This window comes from Bacillus sp. GS3m_15504 (assembly GCF_055825275.1).
In genome coordinates this window covers 3,448,003-3,473,710 of the sequence record NZ_JBVVNL010000001.1, presented here as the reverse complement: position 1 = coordinate 3,473,710, position 25,708 = coordinate 3,448,003, and the positions used below count along the sequence as shown (strand labels likewise).

At 34.3% G+C, this 25,708-nt stretch carries 28 protein-coding genes, 1 pseudogene and 1 riboswitch; of the genes and pseudogenes, 24 read left to right on the top strand and 5 right to left on the bottom strand.

Annotation, left to right across the window (positions count from 1 at the left end):
* Window positions 1-2 precede the first annotated feature (2 nt).
* The 9 genes from AC0L0O_RS18280 (at window position 3) to cbpA (ending at window position 11,051) form a co-directional block, all read left to right on the top strand.
* Entirely contained in the window at window positions 3-1,004 is a 1,002-nt protein-coding gene (locus tag AC0L0O_RS18280) for a putative 2-aminoethylphosphonate ABC transporter ATP-binding protein (protein ID WP_000006179.1), read from the top strand.
* Window positions 1,005-2,762, top strand: a complete 1,758-nt coding sequence (locus tag AC0L0O_RS18275; protein WP_473785903.1) for a putative 2-aminoethylphosphonate ABC transporter permease subunit — start codon at window positions 1,005-1,007, stop codon at window positions 2,760-2,762.
* Between the two features lie 21 nt (window positions 2,763-2,783).
* Window positions 2,784-3,578: a phosphonoacetaldehyde hydrolase gene (gene phnX / locus AC0L0O_RS18270; RefSeq protein WP_000687376.1), complete on the top strand. Its 795-nt coding sequence runs from the start codon at window positions 2,784-2,786 to the stop codon at window positions 3,576-3,578.
* A gap of 15 nt (window positions 3,579-3,593) precedes the next feature.
* The gene (gene phnW, locus AC0L0O_RS18265) at window positions 3,594-4,691 is read left to right on the top strand and encodes a 2-aminoethylphosphonate--pyruvate transaminase (protein WP_000138251.1); all 1,098 of its coding nucleotides are present in this window, start codon (window positions 3,594-3,596) and stop codon (window positions 4,689-4,691) included.
* A complete protein-coding gene (locus AC0L0O_RS18260) occupies window positions 4,688-5,872 on the top strand; it encodes a saccharopine dehydrogenase family protein (RefSeq protein WP_000862135.1) in 1,185 nt (394 codons plus the stop codon). The genes phnW and AC0L0O_RS18260 overlap by 4 nt, the downstream gene beginning before the upstream one ends.
* Before the next feature lie 40 nt (window positions 5,873-5,912).
* Entirely contained in the window at window positions 5,913-6,695 is a 783-nt protein-coding gene (locus AC0L0O_RS18255) for a DeoR/GlpR family DNA-binding transcription regulator (protein ID WP_000117663.1), read from the top strand.
* A gap of 413 nt (window positions 6,696-7,108) precedes the next feature.
* The gene (locus tag AC0L0O_RS18250; RefSeq protein WP_003287461.1) at window positions 7,109-9,424 is read left to right on the top strand and encodes an NEAT domain-containing leucine-rich repeat protein; all 2,316 of its coding nucleotides are present in this window, start codon (window positions 7,109-7,111) and stop codon (window positions 9,422-9,424) included.
* Window positions 9,425-9,672: 248 nt separating this feature from the next.
* The gene (locus tag AC0L0O_RS18245; protein ID WP_000896001.1) at window positions 9,673-10,302 is read left to right on the top strand and encodes a class II aldolase/adducin family protein; all 630 of its coding nucleotides are present in this window, start codon (window positions 9,673-9,675) and stop codon (window positions 10,300-10,302) included.
* A gap of 125 nt (window positions 10,303-10,427) precedes the next feature.
* Window positions 10,428-11,051 carry a cyclic di-AMP binding protein CbpA gene (gene cbpA, locus AC0L0O_RS18240; protein ID WP_001264196.1) on the top strand — a complete coding sequence of 208 codons (624 nt, stop codon included), beginning with the start codon at window positions 10,428-10,430 and terminating at the stop codon, window positions 11,049-11,051.
* Window positions 11,052-11,118: 67 nt separating this feature from the next.
* Here cbpA and AC0L0O_RS18235 read toward each other — a convergent pair whose 3' ends face one another.
* Window positions 11,119-11,889 (bottom strand): divergent polysaccharide deacetylase family protein, encoded by a 771-nt coding sequence (locus AC0L0O_RS18235; RefSeq protein WP_001234128.1) that lies wholly within the window; start codon window positions 11,887-11,889, stop codon window positions 11,119-11,121.
* A gap of 339 nt (window positions 11,890-12,228) precedes the next feature.
* Between AC0L0O_RS18235 and AC0L0O_RS18230 the strand changes: the two genes are divergently transcribed.
* On the top strand, window positions 12,229-12,510 hold the full coding sequence (locus AC0L0O_RS18230; RefSeq protein WP_000495530.1) for an aspartyl-phosphate phosphatase Spo0E family protein: 282 nt from the start codon (window positions 12,229-12,231) through the stop codon (window positions 12,508-12,510).
* A 29-nt stretch (window positions 12,511-12,539) separates the two neighbouring features.
* Here AC0L0O_RS18230 and AC0L0O_RS18225 read toward each other — a convergent pair whose 3' ends face one another.
* Entirely contained in the window at window positions 12,540-14,036 is a 1,497-nt protein-coding gene (locus tag AC0L0O_RS18225; protein ID WP_001984474.1) for a DUF3149 domain-containing protein, read from the bottom strand.
* Window positions 14,037-14,226: 190 nt separating this feature from the next.
* On the opposite strand from AC0L0O_RS18225, the gene AC0L0O_RS18220 reads away from it, so the two are divergent.
* The 4 genes from AC0L0O_RS18220 (at window position 14,227) to AC0L0O_RS18205 (ending at window position 17,419) form a co-directional block, all read left to right on the top strand.
* A complete protein-coding gene (locus AC0L0O_RS18220; protein WP_000203348.1) occupies window positions 14,227-14,673 on the top strand; it encodes a MarR family winged helix-turn-helix transcriptional regulator in 447 nt (148 codons plus the stop codon).
* Between the two features lie 160 nt (window positions 14,674-14,833).
* The gene (locus tag AC0L0O_RS18215; protein WP_000008568.1) at window positions 14,834-16,528 is read left to right on the top strand and encodes a M3 family oligoendopeptidase; all 1,695 of its coding nucleotides are present in this window, start codon (window positions 14,834-14,836) and stop codon (window positions 16,526-16,528) included.
* Between the two features lie 138 nt (window positions 16,529-16,666).
* Entirely contained in the window at window positions 16,667-17,200 is a 534-nt protein-coding gene (locus AC0L0O_RS18210) for a DinB family protein (protein WP_000941979.1), read from the top strand.
* 102 nt (window positions 17,201-17,302) lie between these two features.
* The gene (locus AC0L0O_RS18205; RefSeq protein WP_000038254.1) at window positions 17,303-17,419 is read left to right on the top strand and encodes a DUF6254 family protein; all 117 of its coding nucleotides are present in this window, start codon (window positions 17,303-17,305) and stop codon (window positions 17,417-17,419) included.
* A gap of 11 nt (window positions 17,420-17,430) precedes the next feature.
* Here the strand turns inward: AC0L0O_RS18205 and kinB are convergent, their stop codons facing one another.
* Window positions 17,431-18,639: a sporulation sensor histidine kinase KinB gene (kinB, locus tag AC0L0O_RS18200; RefSeq protein WP_001984459.1), complete on the bottom strand. Its 1,209-nt coding sequence runs from the start codon at window positions 18,637-18,639 to the stop codon at window positions 17,431-17,433.
* A gap of 207 nt (window positions 18,640-18,846) precedes the next feature.
* Window positions 18,847-18,890, top strand: a riboswitch (PreQ1 riboswitch).
* 93 nt (window positions 18,891-18,983) lie between these two features.
* Here kinB and queC point away from each other — a divergent pair.
* Genes queC through queF form a run of 4 tightly spaced genes read left to right on the top strand, consistent with a single transcriptional unit; the run spans window position 18,984 to window position 21,362 of the window.
* Window positions 18,984-19,646, top strand: coding sequence for a 7-cyano-7-deazaguanine synthase QueC (queC, locus tag AC0L0O_RS18195; protein WP_000711603.1), 663 nt, complete (start codon window positions 18,984-18,986; stop codon window positions 19,644-19,646).
* Window positions 19,646-20,137, top strand: a complete 492-nt coding sequence (queD, locus tag AC0L0O_RS18190) for a 6-carboxytetrahydropterin synthase QueD (protein ID WP_000368412.1) — start codon at window positions 19,646-19,648, stop codon at window positions 20,135-20,137. Before queC ends, queD begins: the two co-directional genes overlap by 1 nt.
* Window positions 20,130-20,846, top strand: coding sequence for a 7-carboxy-7-deazaguanine synthase QueE (queE, locus tag AC0L0O_RS18185; protein WP_000036288.1), 717 nt, complete (start codon window positions 20,130-20,132; stop codon window positions 20,844-20,846). Before queD ends, queE begins: the two co-directional genes overlap by 8 nt.
* 18 nt (window positions 20,847-20,864) lie before the next feature.
* The gene (gene queF, locus AC0L0O_RS18180) at window positions 20,865-21,362 is read left to right on the top strand and encodes a preQ(1) synthase (protein ID WP_473785902.1); all 498 of its coding nucleotides are present in this window, start codon (window positions 20,865-20,867) and stop codon (window positions 21,360-21,362) included.
* A gap of 55 nt (window positions 21,363-21,417) precedes the next feature.
* On the opposite strand, the gene AC0L0O_RS18175 is transcribed toward queF, so the two are convergent.
* Window positions 21,418-21,603, bottom strand: a complete 186-nt coding sequence (locus AC0L0O_RS18175) for a YkvS family protein (protein WP_001165081.1) — start codon at window positions 21,601-21,603, stop codon at window positions 21,418-21,420.
* A gap of 260 nt (window positions 21,604-21,863) precedes the next feature.
* On the opposite strand from AC0L0O_RS18175, the gene AC0L0O_RS18170 reads away from it, so the two are divergent.
* Window positions 21,864-22,019, top strand: a complete 156-nt coding sequence (locus tag AC0L0O_RS18170) for a hypothetical protein (RefSeq protein WP_000486156.1) — start codon at window positions 21,864-21,866, stop codon at window positions 22,017-22,019.
* 88 nt (window positions 22,020-22,107) lie between these two features.
* Window positions 22,108-22,710, top strand: a complete 603-nt coding sequence (locus tag AC0L0O_RS18165) for a histidine phosphatase family protein (RefSeq protein WP_000703114.1) — start codon at window positions 22,108-22,110, stop codon at window positions 22,708-22,710.
* 35 nt (window positions 22,711-22,745) lie between these two features.
* Here the strand turns inward: AC0L0O_RS18165 and AC0L0O_RS18160 are convergent, their stop codons facing one another.
* Window positions 22,746-23,324: a GNAT family N-acetyltransferase gene (locus AC0L0O_RS18160; protein ID WP_000619532.1), complete on the bottom strand. Its 579-nt coding sequence runs from the start codon at window positions 23,322-23,324 to the stop codon at window positions 22,746-22,748.
* 245 nt (window positions 23,325-23,569) lie between these two features.
* Between AC0L0O_RS18160 and AC0L0O_RS18155 the strand changes: the two genes are divergently transcribed.
* From AC0L0O_RS18155 to AC0L0O_RS18140, 4 genes and pseudogenes are all read left to right on the top strand, one after another.
* Entirely contained in the window at window positions 23,570-23,764 is a 195-nt protein-coding gene (locus AC0L0O_RS18155) for a hypothetical protein (protein ID WP_000356683.1), read from the top strand.
* 26 nt (window positions 23,765-23,790) lie between these two features.
* Window positions 23,791-24,108 carry a hypothetical protein gene (locus AC0L0O_RS18150; RefSeq protein ID WP_000502216.1) on the top strand — a complete coding sequence of 106 codons (318 nt, stop codon included), beginning with the start codon at window positions 23,791-23,793 and terminating at the stop codon, window positions 24,106-24,108.
* A 476-nt stretch (window positions 24,109-24,584) separates the two neighbouring features.
* A complete protein-coding gene (gene nrdI / locus AC0L0O_RS18145) occupies window positions 24,585-24,944 on the top strand; it encodes a class Ib ribonucleoside-diphosphate reductase assembly flavoprotein NrdI (RefSeq protein ID WP_000959450.1) in 360 nt (119 codons plus the stop codon).
* Window positions 24,931-25,695 (top strand): annotated as a pseudogene (locus AC0L0O_RS18140) (ribonucleoside-diphosphate reductase subunit alpha); the annotation flags it as partial. The gene nrdI and the pseudogene AC0L0O_RS18140, both read left to right, overlap by 14 nt.
* Between the last annotated feature and the right edge of the window lie 13 nt (window positions 25,696-25,708).

The window sequence follows — 25,708 nt, the reverse complement described above, 5'->3', positions numbered from 1 at the left end:
AAATGAGCGAATATTTATCAATTCAACACATTCAAAAACAGTTTGATGCATTTACAGCGTTAAAGGATATTTCTTTTACTGTGAAAAAAAATGAGTTTGTATGCTTATTAGGTCCAAGTGGCTGTGGGAAAACAACATTGCTTCGAATTTTAGCAGGGCTAGAAGAGGCGACAACAGGTAGTATAGCTGTGAATGGAAAAGATATTACAGCATTACCTCCTGGAAAGAGGAATTTCGGAATGGTATTTCAATCATATGCATTATTTCCGAATTTAACAGCACTTGAAAACATTGAATACGGCTTAAAGGCAAAAAAGTATGGAAAAGCAGAAGTAAAAGAGAAGGCGCTATCGGCGCTAGAACTAGTTGATTTACTGAATGTAAAAGATAAATATCCTGCTCAAATGTCTGGTGGACAACAGCAGCGAGTAGCACTTGCACGTGCACTCGCTCTGTCTCCGGATATTTTGTTACTAGATGAGCCGTTATCTGCTTTAGATGCAAAAGTACGTGAAAAGTTACGTAGAGAAATGCGTGATTTGCAAGAAAAAGTAGGAGTAACAACTATTATGGTCACGCATGATCAAGAAGAGGCATTAACGATGGCTGATAAAATTGTTGTAATGAATCATGCGGAAATTATGCAGATTGGCACACCAGAGGAGATTTACCAAAGACCAGCAAATCCGTTTGTGGCAGATTTTATTGGTTCTATTAATTTCTTTTCGAAAAATAACGAAGAACATGCAATTCGTCCGGAGCATGTAACAGTCGTACAAAATAATGGTATGAAAACAATTGTAGAGAGCATGGAGTTTCGTGGGTCTGTATACCGGACAGAAGTGCGAGTTATAGATGAGAAAACACACCTATATAATGAGAAAATCGTTGTAGATATATTGGCATCAGAAGTAGAAAAAACAGCCATTAGGAAAGGACAGCCAATTCAAATCTCTTTCTCAGAAAATCATATGTTGTCATATGGAAAGAAGGTTGTTGTATAGATGGAGATGTTAGAAGATTTAAAGGTAGAAAATACGAAAAAAAAGATTAAGAGACGTATCGGTAAAGAAGAGTGGATACAAAGACTATTAATTATTGGTATGATCCTTGCCTTTTTGATTATGCTTGTATTGCCGCTATTACAACTATTTACACAAGCTTTTTATGATAAAGATGGAGCTTTCATTGGTGTTGCGAATTTCAGTAAATATTTCACAACACCAACGCTAGTTCAATCATTACAAAATACGGTATGGGTTTCGGGTGCGACAACAATTATTGCAGTGACACTCGCTTACGCTTACGCCTATGCGATCGCTCGTACGAATGTATTTGGAAAGCGTGTATTTCAATACATCGCGTTGTTACCATTATTCGCGCCAACGATGATGCATGGTATCGCACTTACATATTTATTTGGTAATCAAGGATTAGTAACGAAAGGGATGTTTGGCTTATTTGAAGGTATACAAATCCCTTTATATGGACCAGTAGGAATTGTAATGGCTGAAGTCATGTATACATTTCCGCAAGCATTTCTTATATTATTAATTGCTTTCCAAGGTTCTGATTATCGTTTATATGAAGCTTCTAATATGTTGGGGGCGAGTAAAACAAAGCAATTTTTCACTGTTACTTTACCTAGTGTAAAGTACGGATTAATTAGTGCGATGTTCGTTGTGTTTACACTCAGTTTCACTGATTTTGGCGCACCAAAAATTGTTGGTGGGCAATATAATGTACTTGCTACCGACGTATATAAGCAAGTAATCGGACAACAAAATATGCCGATGGGTGCAACTGTCGGAATGATTTTATTAATTCCAGCTATATTTGCATTTGCAGTTGATCGCATTACGCAAAGAAAGCAGGCGAATTTCTTATCTTCCAAAGCAGTGCCATATAGAATAACGGCTAATAAGAAAAGAGATGTAGTCTCATTCATATATTGTAGTGTCATTACACTTATGATTGTTCTTTTATTTGTGGCAGTTGGTATTGCTGCAAGTGTGAAAGTATGGCCATATAATATGAGTTTTACATTTGAGCATTTTAATTTTTCGAGTTTAACAGGAGATGGACTTGAAGCATTTAAAAATAGTGTAATTGTCTCAGCAGTTACAGCAGTTATTGGGGCAATTTTAACATTTATGTTCGCATATGCGATTGAGAAAATAGATCAGCTAAAGTTTTTCCGAAAAACAGGCTACTTTTTCTCGATTGTACCTTTAGCAATCCCAGGTCTAGTACTTGGATTGGGATATGTCTTTTTCTTTAGTCAACCAACGATTCAAATATTTGGACTTTCAGTAACGAATCCGTTTCATTCTTTATACGGAACAATTGCTGTGCTAGTACTAGTAAACATCATTCATTTTTATTCGGTAACATTCGTTACCGCAACGACTGCTTTAAAGAAATTAGACCGAGAGTTTGAGCTTGTTTCGCAGTCGATGGGCATTCCGTTTTATAAAACATTCTTTAGAGTAACAGTACCGATGTGTTTACCAGCAATTTTAGAAATGGTGATGTACTATTTCGTCAATTCGATGGTAACTGTGTCAGCGGTTGTATTCTTATACGCAGCTGATTTTAAACTAGCTGCCGTATCAATCGTAAATATGGATGATGCAGGAAATGTAGCGCCGGCAGCTGCAATGAGTGTACTTATTGTTGTTACAAATATTGTAGTGAGAGTTGTATATGAATGGGGAACGAAAGCACTTCGTAACCGAACTTCACAATGGCAAAAAAGATAAATAAGAAGGGTGATGGATTGTATGAAAATAGAAGCAGTTATTTTTGATTGGGCAGGTACGACAGTTGATTACGGATGTTTTGCACCACTGGAAGTATTTATGGAGATTTTTCATAAACGAGGTGTGGGAATTACAGCAGAAGAAGCCCGTAAGCCAATGGGATTATTAAAAATTGATCATGTAAGGGCACTTACAGAGATGCCTCGTATTGCGAATGAATGGAATCGTATTTTCGGGCAATTACCAACAGAAACAGACATTCAGGAGATGTATGAAGAATTTGAAGAGATTCTCTTCGCTATTTTACCGCGCTATGCGTCGCCAATTCATGGAGTAAAAGAAGTGATTGCTTCTTTACGTGAAAGAGGAATTAAAATTGGTTCAACGACTGGTTATACGAGAGAAATGATGGACATTGTAGCAAAAGAAGCAGCACTACAAGGATATAAACCTGATTTTCTTGTAACGCCAGATGATGTTCCTGCGGGGCGTCCATATCCGTGGATGTGTTATAAAAATGCGATGGAACTTGGTGTATATCCGATGAATCATATGATAAAAATTGGAGACACGGTATCAGATATGAAAGAGGGAAGAAATGCTGGTATGTGGACAGTTGGTGTAATTCTTGGCAGTAGCGAACTCGGTTTAAGTGAAGAAGAAGTGGAGAATATGGATTCAGCAGAACTTCGTGAAAAAATAGAAGTAGTTCGCAATCGTTTCGTTGAAAATGGAGCGCACTTTACGATTGAAACGATGCAGGAACTTGAAAGTGTAATGGAACGTATCGAGAAACAAGAACTTATTATTTCATAAAAGGGGCATGGGATCATGACTGAAAATCATTACTTATTATTAACGCCAGGACCATTAACGACAACAAAGACGGTAAAAGAAGTTATGTTATACGATTGGTGTACGTGGGATGTTGAATATAACACGATGGTACAAAAAGTAAGAGCTAAACTTGTATCGTTAGCAACGAAGGAAGAAGAGAAATATACAACAGTATTAATGCAAGGAAGCGGTACGTTTTCAGTGGAAGCAGTAATCGGTTCTGTCATTCCAAAAAACGGAAAGCTTCTTGTTTGTACAAATGGTGCATACGGTAAACGAATTGTACAAATGGCAGAGATGTTACATATAGATGTGGTGGTCAGTCAAACAGAAGAGTGGGAGCCTACTAATATTGTAGAAGTAGAAAAGATATTACAACAAGATAAAGAGATTACACATATTGCAGTTGTTCATTGTGAAACAACAACAGGTATTATCAATCCAATTGTAGACGTATGTAAATTAGGTAAGCAATACGGAAAAGTAACACTAGTTGATGCAATGAGTAGTTTTGGTGGTATTGAAATAGATATTGCTGAGTTGCAAATTGACTTTCTAATTAGTAGTGCGAATAAATGTATTCAAGGAGTTCCAGGGTTCGGATTTGTTATTGCACAGCGTGATGAATTATTGAAATGTAAAGGGCAGGCACGTTCATTATCTTTAGATTTATACGATCAGTGGGAAACGATGGAAAATCAAAATGGAAAATGGCGTTTTACGTCACCTACACATGTTGTACACGCTTTTTATCAAGCATTACTTGAATTAGAAAAAGAAGGCGGAGTAAGAGCACGTTACAATCGATATTACAACAATCAAAAACTATTAGTGAATAGAATGGGGGAAATTGGTTTTAAGCCACTCGTAAATGAAAAATATCAATCTCCTATTATTACATCTTTTATTTATCCGGAAGGGAACTTCGAATTTCAACAGTTATATAATGAGTTAAAACGCTACGGATTTGTTATTTATCCTGGGAAAATTTCGAAAGTAGATACGTTCCGCATTGGAAATATTGGTGATGTACATGAGGAAGACATAAATCGTTTAGTAGATAGTATTGCTAAAGGGGTTGTTATAGGTTGAAAGTATTTTGCTTAGGTGGAGCAGGTAAAATTTGTCGTGAAGCAATTTTAGATTTAGTCCAATTTTCATCTTTTGAAACGATTACGGTAGCTGATTTTAATGAAGAAGAGGGCCTTAAAATAGTAGAATGGCTCAACGATCCTCGCGTTAATTTTGTGAAAGTAGATGTAACGAATCATGAGGATACGGTTGCAAAAATGAAGGGCTATGACATTGTAATGGATGGTACGACAATTAAGTTAAATGGATTGTCTACTCGATGTATTGCAGAAGCAGGTTGTCACGGTGTGAACTTAAATGGATTTGGTGAAGAAAATGATTCGCATTCTATATTTGTTCAAAACGGAAAAACATGTTTACCTGGATTTGGTATGACGCCAGGTGTAACGCAAATGATGGCGATGCATGCAGCGAATCAGTTACATACGGTAGAATCAGTTCGTGTCAGTCACGGTTCATATCGTCCAATTGCTTTTTCTGCATCCATTACAGAAACAACGACATATGAATATGATCCACATTTGCCATCGCGTACAGTGTATGAAAATGGCGAGTTTAAGCAAGTACCTCCGTTTGCGCGTCCGAGAGAAATTGAATTACCGGCGCCTTATGGTAAGGCAACGCAGTATATCATACCGCATTCTGAAACAATTACGTTAGCAAAAGCATTAGAAAATAAAGGCGTCAAACTAATAGAGACGAGAGGAACTTGGCCAAAGCAAAATATGCAGCTCGTACGTGCTTTATATGATTATGGTATATTGCGTAATGATCAAGTTGAAATAAATGGGGAAGCAATCGGCATTATGGATTGTGTCTCGAAGTATTTATTGCAATCGAAAGAAGGACAAGAAACAGAGGTTTACGGTTATGCACTTCATGTAGAAGTAATAGGTATGAAAAATAATGAGAAACAAAGGCACGTATTGTATCATACACACCCGTTATCTGATGGTTCTGTTGAAGGATGGGAAAAATTAAGAGCATATACGAGAAACGTCGGTATACCATTTGGGATTGCTACAGAGTTAATCGCAAAAGGGGATGTAAATAAAGTTGGTGTTATGACACCTGAGGAAGCTTTTGTAAATCCACAAGTTATTTTTGATGAATTAAAAAAGCGTGGTATTCATATTCATGAAGAAATTTCTACTTACAAAGAAAGTTATAACTTTGTATAAGTAAGGCAATGTATGAGGTAGAAATCAATGGGGTGAGGTTATGTCTGTAGTAGGTGAAGAAAGAAAGCGAACCATTCTTGAGAAGGTAGAGTTTAAAGGGAAAGTAAAAGTTTCAGAATTAGCGAGAGAGTTTGCTGTATCAACGGAGACGATTCGCCGTTATTTAGAAGAATTGGATCGTGAAAAGAAGTTGAAGAAAGTGTATGGTGGAGCCGTCCAACTTCCGGGAGCTGGGATAGAGGCACCAATGTTAGAGCGAGAGATGCTGCATATAGAAGAGAAGAAGAGAATTGGGTATAAAGCAGCAACGTTTGTGGAAGATGGAGATGTGATTGCAATTGATGACGGAAGTACACCACTTCAAATGGTACCCTATCTTGTTCATCGTAAAAATTTAACGATTGTAACAAGTTCATTTCCAGTAGCGACACAATTAATTTCTTCTATTAATAAAAAGATGTTTCACGGTGAAGTTTTATTTATTGGTGGGAAAGTATCTCCAAAGCATTCACGCGTATCAGGATCTATTTCGCAGCAAGTCATCCAGCAATTCCATTTTCATAAAGCATTTGTTTCGATTGATGGATTATTACCTAGTTTTGGAGTTTCTAGTTTTGAATTGGAAAAGGCGAAACTGTCAGAAGCGATGATGAAATTAGCGGAAAAAACATATATTCTATGTGATCATACAAAGGTAGGCGTAAAAGGGAATTATCGAATAGCAGCATTCTCCCGTATTCAGCATGTTATTTGTGATAAAAAAATGCCCTATAGTTTTGAAGAGGAAGTTAAAAAGCATAATATTCAATGGACAATTTGTTAAATACATTGAATTTCCACCTGATTTTAAGGTGGGAGTTTTACTGCTTACAAATAGAGGGATAAAAGATTTGTATGTATGCAAAAAAAGTGGACACATTTTCGCATCTCTTTCATATAATTTACCAATACAAAAAAAGTTGGTCGAAGGAAAGAAGGGAAATTATGTCAGAACGGATATATAATAAACTTGTATTGTATGCAAATATTTTGCAAAAAATTGGTGTTATTAATGAAAAAGAAAAAAGTGAAATTCTGCATACGATAAGTAAAAAGGCCCTCTGAATAAAGGGCCTTTTTATTTTTTATCTTCGGAAATATAAATTTAATGTAATATTCTCATTGACAATGATAATGATATTCATTATCATTTATTTGTAGTTAATTGATAAGTGTTATCAATTATAAAAATTATATATGATAGGGGATATTATTTTGAAAAAAAAATATATGAAGGCGTTAGTAGTAGCGACAACATTAGCAATTCCATTTGCTGCATACTCTACTCCAGCATTAGCAGCAATAAAAATTGAAGCAAACCAATCGGTAGCAGCGAGTGATCGCACGTATGATACTGAGATTAAAATATATAAAGATCAAAAAGATGAGCCATCTATGGTTTCTCAATATATAAAAGATCCTAAAGTGGCGATTGTAGCTGGGAAAAAAATTGTAACTGTAACGATGCAAGATAGTGATTATTTTCAATATCTTAGAATAGAAGATAGAAATCAACCAGGTGTATTTCATGATGTGAAAGTTTTGTCAGAAGATAAGAGGAAGAATGGGACGAAAGTAATTCAATTTGAAATTGGTGAATTTGAGAAGAAGCATAATATGCAAATGCACATACTTATTCCAGCTATTGGATACGATCATAAATATCAAGTTCAATTTGAAATTAAAGATCCAACTGTAGGTGACAAAGAAACAGAGAAACCAGATGATAACACTAATTCAGGCAATACGGAAACGGATAAACCAGTTGATAATCAAAATATGATAACAGATAACAAGTTAAGGGAACTTGTTAATAAAAAAGTATTTAATAGAAAAGATGTAAATACACCGATTACGAAAGAAGAGTTATTACAAGTAAAGAATTTGTTTTTAAATACGAATGAGATTCTTGATTATAGTGCATTAAAATATATGCCAAATTTGAAATCTTTAACAGTTGCGAATGCGAAGATAAAAGATCCGTCGTTCTTTGCGAACTTAAAGCAATTAAATCATTTAGCTTTGCGTGGTAATGAATTTTCAGATGTAACACCACTTGTTAAGATGGATCATTTAGATTCTCTTGATTTAAGTAATAATAAAATTACAAACGTTGCACCACTAATTGAAATGAAAAATGTAAAAAGTTTATATTTATCAGGTAACCAAATAGAAGATGTAACAGCATTAGCGAAAATGGAACAACTAGATTATTTGAATTTAGCGAATAATAAAATTACGAATGTTGCTCCATTAAGCGCGTTAAAAAATGTAACATACTTGACTTTAGCTGGTAATCAAATTGAAGATATTAAACCGTTATATTCATTACCTTTAACAGACTTAGTATTAACACGTAATAAAGTTAAAGATTTATCCGGCATTGAGCAAATGAAGCAATTAGAAGAATTGTGGATCGGGAAAAATGAAATAAAAGATGTTACTCCTCTAAGTAAGATGACACAGTTAAAACAATTACACCTACCTAACAATGAGTTAAAGGATATTACGCCATTATCAAGTCTAGTAAACTTACAAAAACTTGATTTAGAAGCAAATTATATTTCAGACTTAACACCGGCTAGTAATTTGAAAAAGTTAGTATTCTTAAGTTTTGTTGCAAATGAAATTCGTGATGTTCGACCAGTGATAGAACTAAGTAAAACAGCCTACATCAATGTTCAAAATCAAAAAGTATTTTTAGAGGAAACAGAAGTAAATAAAGAAGTAAAAGTACCTATATACGAAAAAGACGGTAAAATCTCTACAAAAATTCGTTTGAAGGGCGAAGGTGGTACGTATAGTAACGATGCAGTTAAGTGGAGTACACCAGGTGAGAAAGTATATGAATTTGGTGTGAAAGATCCATTTGCGGATACAGGAATCTTCTTTACGGGATCTGTCATTCAAAATGTGGTAGAAAGCAAAGCGGATAACACTTCTAAAGAAGACAATACTTCTAAAGAAGATGCAAAAGTAGAAGTAGTGGAATTTAAAGATGTACCAAAAGGACATTGGTCAGAAGAAGCAATTCACTATTTAGCGAAAGAAAATATTTTCAAGGGATATGGAAATGGACAATTTGGATTTGGGGATAGTATTACTCGCGGACAAGTTGCGTCTTTAGTACAAAGGTACTTGAAATTAGAAAATAAAGTAGAGCAGAAAGAGAGATTTACAGATACGAAAGGACATATGTTTGAGCAAGATATTGCTACAGTTGCGCAAGCTGGAATTATGCAAGGAGATGGTACTGGGGAGTTTCGTCCAGATGGAGTATTAACTCGATACGAAATGTCTGTAGTATTATATAAAGTATTTCAGTTAAAAGAAGATGGAAATAATAAAGTGAACTTTAAAGATGTACCAACTGGTCATTGGGCAGAAGGGTATGTGAAAGCGTTAGTGGATAATAACATATCAAAAGGTGATGGAAAAGAACGCTTTTTAGGTGATGATTTTGTAACACGTGAACAATATGCACAGTTTTTATATAACGCAATAACGAAATAAAAGATGAGAAAATACGTTATTCTTTCATTGGAAAAGAATAACGTATTTTTTATGTATAAAATGAACTAGTCAATATACAGGAGTATAGACATATGAATGGCCCATTTTAAAGAAGAGATGTGAAACTATATTGACAAAAAAGCATTCTCATGTGATAATTCAATTAAATTTTTAGAATAATCAAAAAATATTCCTTTTACATAAAAAGGATTCGAACATTATATGAATATTACGCCGGGGGTGACGAAATGTTATTTTTTTTAAAGAAATGGAATGAATTAAAAGATGTGAAATCTGAACTAGCACTTCGTGATTGGTTTTATGGTACAAAAATTAGTTTATCACTCTGTACGTCAAAAGAGCCGTTAACTTTTTTAGTAAATGTTGAGGGAAGGGATAAAGGGTTATTTTCAGAAGAAGATTTTATTGTTGTAAACTGTATGTGTGAACCAGTATTTGAAAATGAAGAAAAACCAGCTGTGGAATCATTTATGCATGCGGATATTTATAAAAAAAGTCGTGCAGAATGTATTTTACAAGTACAGACTGTAGATAGTCATTTAATATCAGAGTTGTACGGAGAAGAAGGGGAAGTAACATTCGATAAACGTAGCGTGGAACGTGTTTTTGGAAAAGAAGGTATAACAGAAATGACGATTCCCATTGTAGAAGATGAAAAAAAATTCGCTGATTTGTTAGAAAATAATGTGCCGAATTTTATTGAAGGTGGAGGAGTAGTTCTCGTTCATAATTATGGCATGATTGTGTGGGGGAAAACGCCAGAAGAAGCGAAAAAATGGCTAGAGGGTATAGAATATTTAATGAACTATCATGTGAAATTGTTAATGATAAAAGGTGCAAAGAGCTCTGTTATATGAAATGTTTGTCATGTCGTTACAAGTCAATAAATAAATGAAAGCGTTTTAAAAATAATTTTACTCATAAAATATAGGTCTCCTTATTATATATAGATTACATGTTAACATGTAAGGAGGAACATATTTTGCGAGTTAAATATCATTTTCTGCCAAAACCACAAGTAACATTTTGCAAAATGAACGATTCAGGTGAAAAGGCTCTGCAAATTATGAATAAAACGGGATTTCGAGCAATCCCTGTATTAGCAGAAGATGAAAAGAAATTCATGGGGATTATTTATAAAGTAGATCTTCTAGAAAAGAAGTGTAATGGCGGATTAGAGGAATTAAGTACAGAACATATGCTGGAAGATTCCGCTGCATTTATTTTTGAAAAGGACTCTTTTTTTAGAGCATTTTATGTTATTCGTCGTCTTCCATTTTTAGCTGTACTAAATGATTATAATGAATTTGTTGGCATCTTAACGCATTCCAATATATTTGATGTTATTGAAGATTCGTTTGGTATGCGGACAGGTGGTTATATATTAACAATTGCAACACAAGATTGTAAGGGAACGATTAAAGAACTTGGGACATTGTTGAAAGCATTTCATATCGGTGGACTATTTACGCTAGATAACGGCGATCAATATATACGCCGCGTTATTGTAAATATAACAGATGAGTTAAATGAAAAAAGATTAAAGCAATTAATCGAAAAAATAGAGAAAAAAGGATTCAGGGTGAGTCATGTAGATTATATTTAAGATGAAAAGGAAAGGGAGCCATTTGCTATATGCAAATGGCTCCCTTTTTTAGTTTGAGTTATAAATCTTATTTCGAAACAGGAGGTGGAGATAATGCTAAATCAGATAAAAAAATAAAATCTGCGTGTTCACGAATTTTAGGAATAGAAGTTTCTATAACACGTGATGTAATTTCACCTGGAGGGCCAACATGTCCAATAGCCACCATAATCGGTTTTTCTTGAAGTTTTTTTATGAGTAATTGGGCTTGTTTTGAAATATGTGCCGCAGTATACACATCATCAAAAAATAATTGATTTTCAATAATTGGCACTCCTAATTCTTTCCCAATTTTTGGGACGACACTTTTAGGGTTTGTTTTGCTATCTAAATAAAATAAGCCGTGTTTTTTACAAGCTGCAAGTATAAGTCGTACAATTCTTTCGTCTGCAGTCACTTTTGATCCCATATGATTATTCATCCCAATTGCATGTGGTACTTCTTGAATTGCTTGTTCGAGTCGATTGTTTATTTCTTCGTCGCTTAAATCAGTTGTAATTGCTTTTGGTCCAAGCCACTCTTTTTTACCTTTAATAGGTTCCATTGGCATATGTATAATAACTTCGTGTCCTTTCTTATGAGCCGCTATCGCATCTTCCTTTGTGGAAGGAAGAAAAGGCATAACAGCAACAGTTAGGGGAATAGGAAGTGATAACATTTTATCAGTCCCCTTCATATTATTGCCGAAGTCATCAATGACAATAGCTACTTTGTTTGTATGGGCCTTTGCTTGAACAGGAAACAAGAAAGATGGTAAGAACATAGTCAAAATAAGCAATGCAATCGTATATTTGCGCATATAACTATTTCCTTTCTATATTATCAATCATCATTATGGTTTGCGTTTTTATATAAATTAAACAAAAAATGTCGAAGAAAAGTATATGGAAAATAGAGAATCCGCTATTTAATTGGTGTTTGTAAAAAAAGAAGATGAAAAAATTGTCTATTATTGCGAATGTATTTACAAAGATAGAATAATTTGTAATAATTCTCAAAGTGAGGGTAAAGAATTGTAAATTACAGGGAGAAAATGTTAAATTTTCTGATTCTTCAAATTCAAATATGATTAAGTAGTTAACAGTCCAATGGAGAAGTGAAGTAGAGAGCATGGAAGTATAATAAGGGGGATATATGAATGTTTACTGTAAAAAGGAAGTACACATTAGAAAAGCTTTCACGTGATATTCATATGAAACGTGAAGAGATGATTCAATTAGGTTTAACGAGTGGGTTAAATAGTATGGAGACGATTCAAGTTAGTCAAGAATTGGACAAGCTTATTTTACAGTACCAGTGTTATAAAGAAAAACAAACACCAAAATGGTTATCAATTATAAAGGCACCTATTTTTCAAATTGGGTATGAAGGGAAATCAAGTAATTTTTGGCGAATGCTTGTGGCTGGTTTTATGAAATAAGTATAATTACCCTTTTGGGATAAGGATAATTATACTATGTGTAATGGAATTTCGACATGAACTGTCGTTCCTTCGTTTTCTATACTGTCAATAAAAAGGTGCCCATTATACATCTCTACAATTCGTTTACATATGACAAGTCCAAGACCTGTTCCAGTATCTTTATTAGTAAAGAACGGATGAAAGAGGTGTTTTTGAATATGTTTTGGAATCCCTTTTCCAGTATCTATAATTTGCAATTGTGCGTGTGTTTCATTGCTTGTTACGGAAATAGTTAGTGTATCACCAGAAGTCATAGCTTCAATTGCATTTTTTGTAATGTTTAAAACCACTTGTTTCATATGGTCTTTTGAGCACCGGATATGAACAGGGTGGTCTGGCAAATGTAAATGGAATACAATGTTATGTAGATTCGCCTCAGATTGAATAATTAATGCTACCTCATTTAGAATGGTTCTCACATCATATGTTTGTTCAATGGTTGCAGTTGGCTTTCCAAGAATAAGAAATTCACTTACAATTTCATTAATTCGTTTTATCTCTTGTTCGATGATGGAAAAATAGAACTGATCTTGTTCATCTTTATATTTCTCTTTTAATAGAGAGACGAGCCCTTTAATTCCGGTAAGTGGATTACGGATTTCGTGGGCTGTACTAGCTGCAAAAGTTCCAACTAATTCAATTTTTTGTAGTTCATTTTGTTGTCTTTCCAGTTTTGTTTGTCGTTTTAACAACATATATTGAGCGAGTAAAAATAAAATTGACATTAAAAATAAAGTAGCTATACATTCTACGGCAACCCACTGATTTAAAGTTTTTTGATGAATAGGTAAAGGAGAAACAGAGACCTTCCAATCTAATCTTTGGAGTGGAGTAGTAAGCATATTATAATGCGCATCACTTGTTTCATTATTATCATCGGTTAGAAAAACTACATCATACTTATCAGTTACTTCAAAATGGTATTGCGGTTTAATGGCATTTAAGGATGATGAAATGTAGTCAAAGCGTAAACTTGCTAACAATAAGCCTGAGAGCTCCTTCTGTTTATTGAAAATGGGAGAAGCAATCATAATAGCTTGATGGCCAAGAACACGATCTGTAATGACGGATGATACAGTTGTTTTCTTAGTTTGTAATGCGTTTTGAATATATTTACGATCTGAGACATCAACAGGTGGCCGGTCGCCTTCTGATGCAATTGTAATGATACCTTCTGGTGTAGTGTAATATAGACCAGAAAAACGTGCATCGTTTCCATCAGTATCATGTACAATTTCTTTCATTCCATTAATATTTCCAGTCTCGGTTCCTACGACCTTTGAGAGCATTTCTAAGGCAGAAATTGCTTCGCCAAGATGGTGATCTAAATAGTCTCTATATAAAAAGAGCACCGTATGAGCAATTCGTTTGTTTTCCTGTTTCATTTTATACGAATGATATGAATAAAATGTAGCACCAATACCGATCGTTGGTAGGATAACAAGCAATATATATAAAACTATGTTGTGGAATTTGAATTTCAAATTTGGAACTCCTTCTTTTTTATTATCATTATATATAAACTATGTTAAAATTGTCATGTTTTTATTCAAGAATCATTCATAATATATTTTGGGAGAGGTAATGAATGAGTGAATGCTCATTCGGAATTTATATGGAGTACTAGTTTGTTCTTTTTATTACTGAGAATTTAAGTGAAGGGTTGAAAGTTGTATGACATCAAATAATGAACGAGAAGATATTTCTCAATCTTTAAAAGTATTTATTGCATTATCTCGTGTACATCGTTCTGTTATGGATACTACAAATAAATCTATACAAAGTAACGGGTTAAATCCAACTGAGTTTGCTGTATTAGAACTGCTATATCATAAAGGCGGCCAACCACTTCAGCAAATTGGTGAGCGTATTTTAATAGCTAGTGGTAGCATTACATATGTTGTGGATAAGCTAGAGAAAAAGGGACTAGTAAAAAGAATTCCGTGCCCAAATGACAGACGTGTTATTTATGCACAATTAACTGAGTCTGGAGAGACCTTTATTGCTTCTATTTTTCCAGGGCATGAGCAAGTTATACATCAGTCTTTTGAAATGTTAACGAAAGAGGAAAAGGATGAATTACTTGATCTATTAAAAAAGATTGGAAAGTACGAAAAATAATAGTATATTCCAAAGGAGCTTTGGATACAGAAATCCAAGGCTTTTTTATTTACATGGAATTATGACGGTATATGCCGTATTTTGCTGAAGAATAAGAGGAGATTTGTAAGTAAGTATTGAATTATAGTAAGGATGCATATAATGGAGAGGAGGCTCGTTCATGTCATTTAAAGACTATGAATATAAAAGGCCAAATATTGAAGAATTAAAAGAGAAGTTTACAGTTGCTTTAGAGAAGTTTGATAACGCAAAAACTGTAGAAGAACAAAAACAAGTCATTCATTCAATTAACGAAATTCGTAACGATTTTGGTACAATGGGGAATCTTTGTTATATTCGTCATTCTGTTGATACGACAGATGCTTTCTATAAGGAAGAGCAAGATTTCTTTGATGAATTCTCTCCAGTTGTACAAGGGTATGGTACAAAGTATTATAATGCGTTAATTCATTCTCCATTCCGTGAAGAATTAGAAGCGTATTATGGAAAGCAATTATTTGCTCTTGCGGAGTGTGATTTAAAAACATATTCTGATGAAGTCGTGAAGGATTTACAATTAGAGAATAAATTGTCTTCACAATATACACAATTATTAGCATCTGCAAAAATTGATTTTGCAGGAGAAGAAAGAACGTTATCACAGCTTATTCCATTTATGCAAGGGAAAGAGAGAAGTGAACGTAAAGCAGCAAGTGAGGCGTATTACGGATTTTTAGCTGAGAATGAAGAAGAGTTAGATCGCATTTATGACGAGCTTGTTAAAGTAAGAACAAAAATCGCTAAATCTTTAGGTTTCAAAAACTTTGTTGAACTTGGATATGCAAGAATGTACCGTACAGATTATAATGCGGAAATGGTGGCGAATTATCGTCAGCAAGTGCTAGATTATATCGTTCCCGTCACAACGGAATTAAGAAAACGACAACAAGCACGTATCGGTGTAGAGAAGTTAGCGTATTACGACGAAAACTTTGAATTTCCAACAGGTAACCCAACTCCAAAAGGAGATGCGGATTGGATTGTTAATCATGGGAAAACGATGTATAAAGAGTTATCGGCTGAAACAGATGAATTCTTCAATTTTATGTTAGATAATGATTTGTTAGATTTAGTTGCGAAAAAAGGAAAAGCTGGCGGTGGATATTGTACATATATTGAGAATTATAAAGCACCATTTATTTTCTCAAACTTTAACGGAACCTCTGGCGATATTGACGTATTAACACATGAAGCGGGCCACGCTTTCCAAGTATACGAAAGTCGTAAATTTGAAATTCCAGAATATAATTGGCCAACATATGAGGCATGTGAAATTCACTCTATGAGTATGGAATTCTTTACATGGCCATGGATGAAGCTATTCTTTGAAGAAGATGCAGATAAATATTACTTCTCTCACTTAAGTTCAGCACTTCTGTTTTTACCGTATGGTGTATCTGTTGATGAATATCAACATTATGTATATGAAAATCCTGAAGCATCACCAGAAGAGCGTAAGACAGCATGGCGTAACATAGAGAAAAAGTATTTGCCGCATCGTGATTATGAGGATAATGATTATTTAGAACGCGGTGGTTTCTGGCAACGTCAAGGGCATATTTATAGCTCACCTTTCTATTATATTGATTACACGCTTGCTCAAATTTGTGCACTGCAATTTTGGAAACGTGCAAGAGATAATAGACAAGAGGCGTGGGAAGATTATGTGAATCTGTGCCAACAAGGTGGAAGTAAATCATTCTTGGAATTAGTAGAAGTTGCAAATTTAACATCACCATTTGCTGAAGGCTGTGTGAAAAGTGTTATTACAGAAATTGAAGCATGGCTACACGCAATTGACGACACAAAATTGTAAAAAACATGCGCTTTTTTTCACATGTTTAACATCGACATAATGAGAAAATGATGAGATAATAAAAGAAAATTCAGAATACTAAAGGGGTGTTTCTAATAAGGAGCACCTCTTTTCACCAACAAAAGGGGGGAAAGAAGTATGCTTCAATCTAATATGGATGTGAGTTTAGAAAGTTTGGTGAGCTCATTACAGTCTACCCGAAGCACGCTATTATCAGAAATTGAAATGTTAAATGATACAGAAGTGAATGTAAAACCACGCCGTGATAAATGGAGTATTATTCAAATTTTGCATCACTTGCATTTAGTTGAACAATCTGTCACGTCTGCCCTTGTATATGCCTTACAAAAAAATGAAAGAAACACGACTCCATTTAAAGATCTCCAACTTACGCTGGATCGCACACATAAACGAGAAGCTCCTCAGCAAATGAAACCAACAGAAACGCTAATGAAAAAACAGCAAGGAATCCAATTACTAGAACATTCACGACAAGAACTATTACACGCGCTTCATAGCGTTATAGATGAAAAAGACCTATTTGAAAATGGATTAAAGCATCCTGTTTTTAATGATCTGAATTTATATCAGTGGGTTCAATTTCTTGATTTGCACGAACAAAGACATCTTACGCAGTTAAAAGAGGCGAAACACGCAATCTTACAGCGATAAGTCAGAAGGAAGTGGGAGACCACTTCTTTTTTCATACGTGCATAGTTTTCTTTCTTATTTTGGAATACTACATGGAGAAAGATAAGAAGGAGTTGAAAAAGTATGTCCAAGAAAAAGAAAGAAGAAGAGCGAGCTTGGAAAGCACGTAAAGAAAATCAAAAACCACATGGCAAAGTGAAAGCTTTTGCTGAATTAGTTGAAGGAACAGAAAAAACGTGATGAGTATTTCATCACGTTTTTTGTATGAGTGGAAAAGTTAATAAGAAGGTTGTACCTGTACCTTTTTCGCTTATAATATCAATTTTTCCATTCATAGCTTGAACAACACTGAATACGACCATCATTCCAAGACCGGTACCTTTTTCTTTTGTTGAGTAGAAAGGGGATCCAAGGCGTTTTACTTGTTCTTGATCCATACCAACCCCTGTATCTTTTATATATAACTGAATATGCTTATGATCAGGAACTAATGTGAAATAAAGATCACCGCCTTTTGGCATAGCCTCAATGCAGTTTTTTAAAATATTTAACAAGCATTGATTTAGTTTTTGTTTTTCTCCCGCGATAAAAAAAGAAGTGCTTTGCTTTATATAATGTGTACGCACATTTGTTAAATTAGCAAGCGGTGTAATTAACGATAATGCATGCAGCAGTTCTTCTTCTAACTGTAATCTTTGTTCTTTTTCAATACTTGGTTTTGCAAAGGTTAAATAATCTGTAAGAACGTGGTTTGCTTGTTCGATTCCGTTGATGGCTATGTCGATATATAATTTTCGCTCCTGCTCAGTGCATGTATCTGATTGTAAAAGTTGCAAAAATCCTTTCGTTGAAGTTAACGGATTGCGAATTTCATGAGAGATAGATGCTGCCATTTCACCAATTAAATGAAATTTTTCAGCATTCATAAGTTCGTTTTGGAGTCGAACTTGAGTTTGTAATATGTGTAGTAAATATAAAATAAGAATCGTACCCAGTATCGTACATAACTCATACACAATAATATGTGGTATATAATCAGCCTTGTTTGTAACCTTGGAAAGGAAGAAAGGTATCCAACTAAATCCGTATATGAGACTGTAGATAATAGCAAGTATTATTTTTATACGATTAGAAGTTCGATTGAAAAATTTGTATGTAAATAATAGGACAATAAATAGAAGGATAGAACCGATAAGTGATGGGAAAACACCTATTCCTCCTAATAAGAAGCGGTATATATTTAATACAACTAATATAGATCCACCAGCAATAGGACCTCCGGTTAATGTACCGACAATTAATACGATATGACGCATATCAAATTGAAATCCGTAAATTGTTTTTGCTGCGAAAGTTATACATAGTATAGTAACGAGGCAACATAATACAATAAATATTGCTGAATTTAATTTAGGAGAACGTTTCCCTTTTTGATTCCAAAATAAATGGTATACGAGCATTGTAACAAGGATGAATAATATATTTAAAAAGAGATAAATAATAAAGGATTTCAGTGGGACGCCTCCTCTCTTCTTACATTAAATTAATCATACTATAAAATGAAAGAAATGAAATGAAAAATAGCGGAAAAATCAGAAATTTTTTCTGGTAGTATACAATATGTTACAATAAGCTTTGTCAATGAAAGAAGGAATTCCGTGCAATGCACGGGAGAGGTTCGCGAACTCCCTCTATAAAAAACTATGGAAACAACAATATCTTTAGGTATTGTTTTGTTTTTTTATTGTGACAGTTCAAGAACGTTCTTTCTTCTTATTCGTAGTAGAGAAGGAGAATGAGTGAAATGAAAAAAGAAAAGGCAGTTGTTGTTTTTAGTGGAGGACAAGATAGTACGACATGTTTATTTTGGGCAATAGAGCAGTTTGCAGAAGTAGAGGCTGTAACGTTTAATTACAATCAACGTCATAAGCTAGAAATTGATTGTGCAGTGGAAATTGCAAAAGAGCTAGGAATTAAACATACGGTACTAGATATGAGTCTATTAAATCAACTTGCTCCAAATGCGTTAACGAGAACGGATATGGAGATTACACATGAAGAAGGTGAATTACCATCGACGTTTGTAGATGGACGAAATTTACTATTCTTATCATTTGCTGCTGTATTAGCAAAACAAGTTGGAGCACGTCATATTGTAACGGGTGTATGTGAAACTGATTTTAGTGGTTATCCAGATTGCCGTGACGTGTTTGTGAAATCGTTAAACGTTACTTTAAATTTATCGATGGATTATCCGTTTGTGATTCATACACCACTTATGTGGATTGATAAAGCGGAAACATGGAAATTATCAGATGAACTTGGAGCATTCGAGTTTGTTAGAGAGAAAACATTAACATGTTATAACGGAATCATTGGTGATGGTTGCGGTGAATGTCCAGCATGTCAACTTCGTAAAGCAGGATTAGATACGTACCTACAAGAACGCGAAGGAGCGAGTAACTAATGGATAATTTCTTTGGATTTCGCATCGTAGAAAATTTGCAAAAAATGGACAAGGATATTCAACGTAAACAGCTCAAATATCATAATAAAAGAGTAATGGTCAGCAAGGAATTTACATTTGATGCAGCGCACCATTTACACTGTTATGAAGGGAAATGTAAAAACTTACATGGTCACACATATAAAGTAGTATTTGGAATTAGTGGATATGTAAATGAAATAGGTCTTGCAATTGACTTTGGAGATATAAAAGAAATTTGGAAGAATGAGATAGAAATTTATTTAGATCATCGTTATTTAAACGAAACGTTACCAGCGATGAATACAACAGCTGAAAATATGGTCGTTTGGATTTATGAAAAGATGGCAGAAGCGTTAACAAAAGATAATCGTGCGAACGAATATAAAGGAGCTCGTGTTGAGTTTGTTCGTCTGTTTGAGACTCCAACTAGTTATGCGGAAGTAAGACGGGAGTGGATGCTCGATGAGTAAAATCCCAGTCTTAGAAATATTTGGTCCGACTATTCAAGGTGAAGGAATGGTTGTAGGACAAAAGACGATGTTTATCCGTACAGCTGGCTGTGATTATAGCTGTGCTTGGTGTGATTCTGCTTTTACGTGGGATGGATCGGCTAAAGATCAAATTAGGCAGATGACAGCAGAAGACGTTTGGAATGAGCTTGTAGAAATTGGTGGTGAAAATTTTTCTCATGTTACGATTTCAGGTGGAAATCCGGTATTGCTGAAAAATATTGAGTTTCTTCTTTCTATATTAAAAGAGAATGGAATGCGAACAGCAATCGAAACGCAAGGGAGTAAATGGCAAGATTGGTTACTTCAAATTGATGAGATAACGATTTCTCCGAAGCCACCAAGCTCGACAATGAATACTGATTTTCAGAAGTTAGATGATGTAATTCAGAAACTAGCAGGAAAAGATATTAGTTTAAAGGTAGTAGTATTTGACGATTATGACTTCGAGTATGCAGTTAAGATGCACGAACGTTATCCAGATGTGCCATTTTTCTTACAAGTAGGGAATGATGATACAAAAACTGTGGATGATGCGATGTTGATTAAAAAGTTATTAGATAAGTATGAGTGGCTGATTGAAAAAGCAGTTAACCGTAAAGAAATGAATAATGCAAAAGTATTGCCGCAGCTTCATGCGTTAGTATGGGGAAATAAACGCGGAGTATAATGAGAAGGGATGTTTAAAATGGCAGGAAGATTAGATGAAGATTTAAAAGATGTAACATTATTAGGAAATCAAAATACAAAATATTTATTTGAATACAGTCCAGAAATTTTAGAGGTATTTGATAACAATCATCCAAACCGTGATTATTTTGTTAAATTTAATTGTCCTGAATTTACAAGCTTATGTCCGAAAACAGGCCAACCGGATTTTGCAACAATTTATATTAGCTACATTCCAGAACAAAGAATGGTAGAGAGTAAATCTCTAAAGCTATATTTATTTAGTTTCCGCAATCACGGTGATTTTCACGAAGATTGCATGAACGTTATTATGAATGATTTAATTAAATTAATGGATCCACGTTACATTGAGATATGGGGGAAATTCACACCACGTGGAGGGATTTCAATTGATCCTTACTGCAACTACGGTCGTCCAGGAACGAAATATGAACAAATGGCAGACTACCGCATGATGAACCATGATCTATATCCAGAAACAATTGACAACCGTTAATATATAATAGAAAGAAAGGATCTGTATGTTATACAGATCCTTTCTTTCTATTATATTATGCATTTTGATTAATGACAGTATAGTTTTTATGACTAACAACTGTAAGAGGTTCCATATCTAGTTCTCTAAAATTCTCCATAATTGTTATATCCACAATAACAGAGTTTTGATTTACTTTTTGAACACGGCCTTGCATTCCACCTTTAAATTCAATGATATCTCCAGTTTCTGCGATCTGCATAAGCAACTCTCCTTGTTACAGTTTTTCCAAAAAAGAATAATTTGGGATTTTTTATTTCCCTTTATTTTGAACTATGTTTCCTATTTTGTAAATGTTTTCAAAGTAAAAATTCGAAAAATATTCACTTTTTGTAAGAAAATATGTAGAAAAGTCATGTTTTTTGAAAAAAGAAAGGTTTAAATGCGTGCATCTTTATATAGGGGTATAATAAAAATATACAATAATCTACTAAAGTAGGAGAAATTAGAGGCGGTAAAATGATGTTTCAATTTGTGGGGAGTATTATAGCATTAACTTTATTTGTATTTTCTTATATGCATTTAAAAAAGATTCGTCATCATGAAACGACTACATATTTTGATGGGATGGATGGGATATATGCTGGGGTCACACATGAGAGTGGCGGGGATATGTAAAGTTGTATAACTTTCTTTTTTTGCGTGGTATGATATGTAAAAATAGTACATAATAGAGTTCGTAAGTGATGAATGGAGAGTGGAAAGAATGAAGATTTCTTTTATTCGTCATGGTCGCTTAGATCGTACTATAGAACCAATGACGGTTACATCCTTTCATGAATGGATGAAAGGATATGACTTACATACTATAACAGAAAAAGCATCTATACCATTGGAAACAAGGGAAGCCGTTGAAGCAGCAAAATTGATTGTAACGAGTGATCAAAGGTGTACTGTACAGTCAGCAGCTGAATTAATGGATTCTTTATCGTTTATACAAAATCCTCTCTTTAGAGAAGCTGCAGTTCCCACGAGCTTTTATGCTCCGAAATGGATAAAATGCAAACCTAACGTATGGATGTTTATCGGACGAACATTATGGATACTTGGTTACCATAAAGATGTTGAGTCCTACAAGGAAGTAAGAGAGAGGGCGAGACAAGCGGCCTACTTATTACATCGTTACGCTCTCGTACATGGAAGTATTGCTCTTGTAGGTCATAATTATGTGAATGGAATGATTGGTGCCGAACTGAGAGCGATGGGATGGTCTGGTTCTCCTATTTTGCACAGAGAGCCATGGGGATGTACAACATATACGTTTCATGAGGCGATGAATGGAAATGTATTAAATACGAATTTAACATAAAAGCACACGATTTATATAAATCGTGTGCTTTCTTTTTAAGATATAGAAATTTTGATGTTCAATGGTTTTACGAGATGTGCATAAGGTTCACCTACAAGCATAACGATTTGATCTTTTTTATAACCTAGTTTTTCGTATAGTGAATAGGCACGTTTGTTTTCTAAATTAACAAGTAACGCGATTTTTTCATGCTCCTTTTCAGTTGCATAAATTTCAGCAGCTTCAATTAATTTAGAACCAATTCCTTTTCCGCCATATACACTTGAAACGGATAAAGTATCAATGTAATATTCATCAAGTTCAGCTTCTTTTTCTAACGTAATCGATTCATCTTTATGTAATTCTCTTAAGTGGTGTACAATTGGTGCATCAAGCATTGTTGCTTCACTACCGTGATAAGCGACAATAACTCCAACTGCACCCCCGTCTTGCTCATATACAAAACAGTTTTCATAGCTTAGTCGATTTTTCTCTTTTGAGAACCATGTTTCAAGTCCTAGTAATACTTCTGTCTCAACTGTGCTACCTGTGATTTTTTCAGCAATTTCGTGCAGAGCGTTATACAATAAAGGTGCTACCAGTTTCGCATCTGTCTTTTTTGCTTTCCGAATCATAGTATCCCTCCTAGTTCTATTCATATATTGTAGCATAGCGGTGTGAAACTTTGCATAATTGAATGTCGAAATGTTTGATATAGAGAAGTAGCTATGTTAGTATATGATATTTAGTGGACATATACTAAAGAGATATCTTTTGAAAAATAATGAAAATGAAATGAAGGTATAGCATCTGGATAATTTTACAGTTGTTGACCTATAGAATATAAGATAAAATAAAATATTGCATAGAGGTGAAATACATGGATAAAGAATTAGCAAATACAATTTTGGATCAGCTGAAAAATGGTGAAATAAAGGAGTATGTTGTTACGAAAGATGTATTTTATACGTTCAGAGAAGTTTTAGTAAATCGAGAAGATTTTAAACATTTCATTGGTAACGCACAGCGCGGCGGACAGGTCATTTATACATATTCAGAAACGCCACGTTCGTAACTAGAAGAATATAGGGGAGGAGACTTATGGGCGATTTTAAACAAAGCATATTACCGCATTGGGATTATATGTGGAAAGATAGAGCTGGCAACCGATTTATGGGGATGGTCATGTATCCAGAGAAAAGAAAGTGTTCCACAAAAATGCTTCAGAAAATAAAAAGAGCATATGAAGAGGCTGTAGAAATTAAAGTAACGGTACAAGTTCAACATACGTATCAGTACATAGAAGGAATGATTGTATACTTTGATGAAGAAGCTCCTGTATGTACAATGATTGATAAAGATGAAAATCCGCATCATATATTTGTAAAAGATATTTTGCGTATTGAGCACTCTGAATAATCTTTTCATAAATAAGTTGAATTTCCATAATAATAATCTTTTTCTATAATAGCTATCTTTTAGTATGTAACGCGAACCGAAACTATATGTATAATATTTAATAAAGTAAAATTGATAAATGTAATCGTTTTTTAGAACAGATTATCGTTTCATGTCTGTTCTTTTTTGCGTGATGCTGGAGAAATAAATTCCTCCAGCATTTGCCGTTTTATGACAAAATATATTGGTAACTTTTTTAAAAATAAGGTTAAATTCGTTGACAACTTTTTTGAAAAGCACTTTATTGACATGAGTTTTAGAATGTTGTTTCATAGTCATTGTATTGAAAAAAATCGACGGTCTTGTCGAAAAGTAAAAGTTAAAAAAAGAAAGAATTTATACATATATCTTGTGTCTTATTTTGAAACGTAATACAATATATAGAGAAATCAAGAAACAACATACAGAGAGTATAGATTGAAAAGGGAGGGTCGGAAATGTTAGTTGCATATGATTCTATGACAGGAAACGTAAAGCGTTTCATCCACAAATTAAATATGCCGGCCGTTCAAATTGGTGAAGATCTAGTAATAGATGAAGACTTTATTTTAATTACGTATACAACAGGTTTTGGCAATGTACCAGAACGTGTTTTAGAATTTTTAGAGCGCAATAATGAAAAATTAAAAGGCGTATCTGCAAGCGGCAATCGTAACTGGGGAGACATGTTCGGTGCAAGTGCTGACAAAATTTCTGCTAAATATGAAGTGCCTATTGTATCAAAATTTGAGTTATCAGGAACAAATAACGATGTAGAATATTTTAAGGAAAGGGTGCGGGAGATTGCGACACATTGAACTGAATAATGAAATCACGCAAATGCAGGACGGTTTTTATCAGCTTCATAAAGATAAAGAGGCATTAGAAGTCTTTATGGAAGAAGCTAGAGAGAATACCGTTCATTTTAATAGCGTGGCAGAGCGAATGGAGTATATGAAAGAACATGATTACTATTACAACGTTCTGGACGAGTATAACTTGGAGGAAGTAGAAGAGGTATATAACATCGCTTATGGTGAAAACTTCGAGTTCCAATCTTATATGGCAGCATCTAAGTTTTACAAAGATTATGCGTTAAAAACAAATGATCAAAAACAATACTTAGAAAGCTATGAAGATCGTGTAGCAATTGTGTCATTATACTTAGGACGCGGTGATGTTGCCAAGGCAAAACAATTCGCAAGCATGATTGTCAAACAAAACTACCAACCAGCGACACCAACCTTTTTAAATGCGGGAAGAAGCAGAAGAGGAGAAATGGTGTCTTGTTTCTTGTTAGAGATGGATGATAGCTTAAATTCAATCGGCTTTAACATTAATACTGCAATGCAATTATCAAAAATCGGCGGAGGAGTAGCTTTAAACTTATCTAAGCTACGCGCACGTGGTGAGCAAATTAAAGGTATCGACAACGCTGCAAGTGGTGTAGTACCTGTTATGAAGTTACTTGAAGATTCGTTTTCATATGCGAATCAGCTTGGCCAACGAAAAGGTGCTGGCGCAGTATACTTGAACATTTTCCATTGGGATATTATTGAATTCCTGGATTAATTGGTAGTCC

What these genes read in the sequence shown, in the direction of transcription:
- AC0L0O_RS18280 (WP_000006179.1), top strand. Translation starts at nt 3, where the DNA reads ATGAGCGAATATTTATCAATTCAACACATTCAAAAACAGTTTGATGCA.
- AC0L0O_RS18275 (WP_473785903.1), top strand. Translation starts at nt 1,005, where the DNA reads ATGGAGATGTTAGAAGATTTAAAGGTAGAAAATACGAAAAAAAAGATT.
- phnX (WP_000687376.1), top strand. Translation starts at nt 2,784, where the DNA reads ATGAAAATAGAAGCAGTTATTTTTGATTGGGCAGGTACGACAGTTGAT.
- phnW (WP_000138251.1), top strand. Translation starts at nt 3,594, where the DNA reads ATGACTGAAAATCATTACTTATTATTAACGCCAGGACCATTAACGACA.
- AC0L0O_RS18255 (WP_000117663.1), top strand. Translation starts at nt 5,913, where the DNA reads ATGTCTGTAGTAGGTGAAGAAAGAAAGCGAACCATTCTTGAGAAGGTA.
- AC0L0O_RS18250 (WP_003287461.1), top strand. Translation starts at nt 7,109, where the DNA reads ATGATAGGGGATATTATTTTGAAAAAAAAATATATGAAGGCGTTAGTA.
- AC0L0O_RS18245 (WP_000896001.1), top strand. Translation starts at nt 9,673, where the DNA reads ATGTTATTTTTTTTAAAGAAATGGAATGAATTAAAAGATGTGAAATCT.
- AC0L0O_RS18235 (WP_001234128.1), bottom strand. Translation starts at nt 11,889, where the DNA reads ATGCGCAAATATACGATTGCATTGCTTATTTTGACTATGTTCTTACCA.
- AC0L0O_RS18230 (WP_000495530.1), top strand. Translation starts at nt 12,229, where the DNA reads ATGTTTACTGTAAAAAGGAAGTACACATTAGAAAAGCTTTCACGTGAT.
- AC0L0O_RS18220 (WP_000203348.1), top strand. Translation starts at nt 14,227, where the DNA reads ATGACATCAAATAATGAACGAGAAGATATTTCTCAATCTTTAAAAGTA.
- AC0L0O_RS18215 (WP_000008568.1), top strand. Translation starts at nt 14,834, where the DNA reads ATGTCATTTAAAGACTATGAATATAAAAGGCCAAATATTGAAGAATTA.
- AC0L0O_RS18210 (WP_000941979.1), top strand. Translation starts at nt 16,667, where the DNA reads ATGCTTCAATCTAATATGGATGTGAGTTTAGAAAGTTTGGTGAGCTCA.
- AC0L0O_RS18205 (WP_000038254.1), top strand. Translation starts at nt 17,303, where the DNA reads ATGTCCAAGAAAAAGAAAGAAGAAGAGCGAGCTTGGAAAGCACGTAAA.
- kinB (WP_001984459.1), bottom strand. Translation starts at nt 18,639, where the DNA reads ATGCTCGTATACCATTTATTTTGGAATCAAAAAGGGAAACGTTCTCCT.
- queC (WP_000711603.1), top strand. Translation starts at nt 18,984, where the DNA reads ATGAAAAAAGAAAAGGCAGTTGTTGTTTTTAGTGGAGGACAAGATAGT.
- queD (WP_000368412.1), top strand. Translation starts at nt 19,646, where the DNA reads ATGGATAATTTCTTTGGATTTCGCATCGTAGAAAATTTGCAAAAAATG.
- queE (WP_000036288.1), top strand. Translation starts at nt 20,130, where the DNA reads ATGAGTAAAATCCCAGTCTTAGAAATATTTGGTCCGACTATTCAAGGT.
- queF (WP_473785902.1), top strand. Translation starts at nt 20,865, where the DNA reads ATGGCAGGAAGATTAGATGAAGATTTAAAAGATGTAACATTATTAGGA.
- AC0L0O_RS18175 (WP_001165081.1), bottom strand. Translation starts at nt 21,603, where the DNA reads ATGCAGATCGCAGAAACTGGAGATATCATTGAATTTAAAGGTGGAATG.
- AC0L0O_RS18170 (WP_000486156.1), top strand. Translation starts at nt 21,864, where the DNA reads ATGTTTCAATTTGTGGGGAGTATTATAGCATTAACTTTATTTGTATTT.
- AC0L0O_RS18165 (WP_000703114.1), top strand. Translation starts at nt 22,108, where the DNA reads ATGAAGATTTCTTTTATTCGTCATGGTCGCTTAGATCGTACTATAGAA.
- AC0L0O_RS18160 (WP_000619532.1), bottom strand. Translation starts at nt 23,324, where the DNA reads ATGATTCGGAAAGCAAAAAAGACAGATGCGAAACTGGTAGCACCTTTA.
- AC0L0O_RS18155 (WP_000356683.1), top strand. Translation starts at nt 23,570, where the DNA reads ATGGATAAAGAATTAGCAAATACAATTTTGGATCAGCTGAAAAATGGT.
- AC0L0O_RS18150 (WP_000502216.1), top strand. Translation starts at nt 23,791, where the DNA reads ATGGGCGATTTTAAACAAAGCATATTACCGCATTGGGATTATATGTGG.
- nrdI (WP_000959450.1), top strand. Translation starts at nt 24,585, where the DNA reads ATGTTAGTTGCATATGATTCTATGACAGGAAACGTAAAGCGTTTCATC.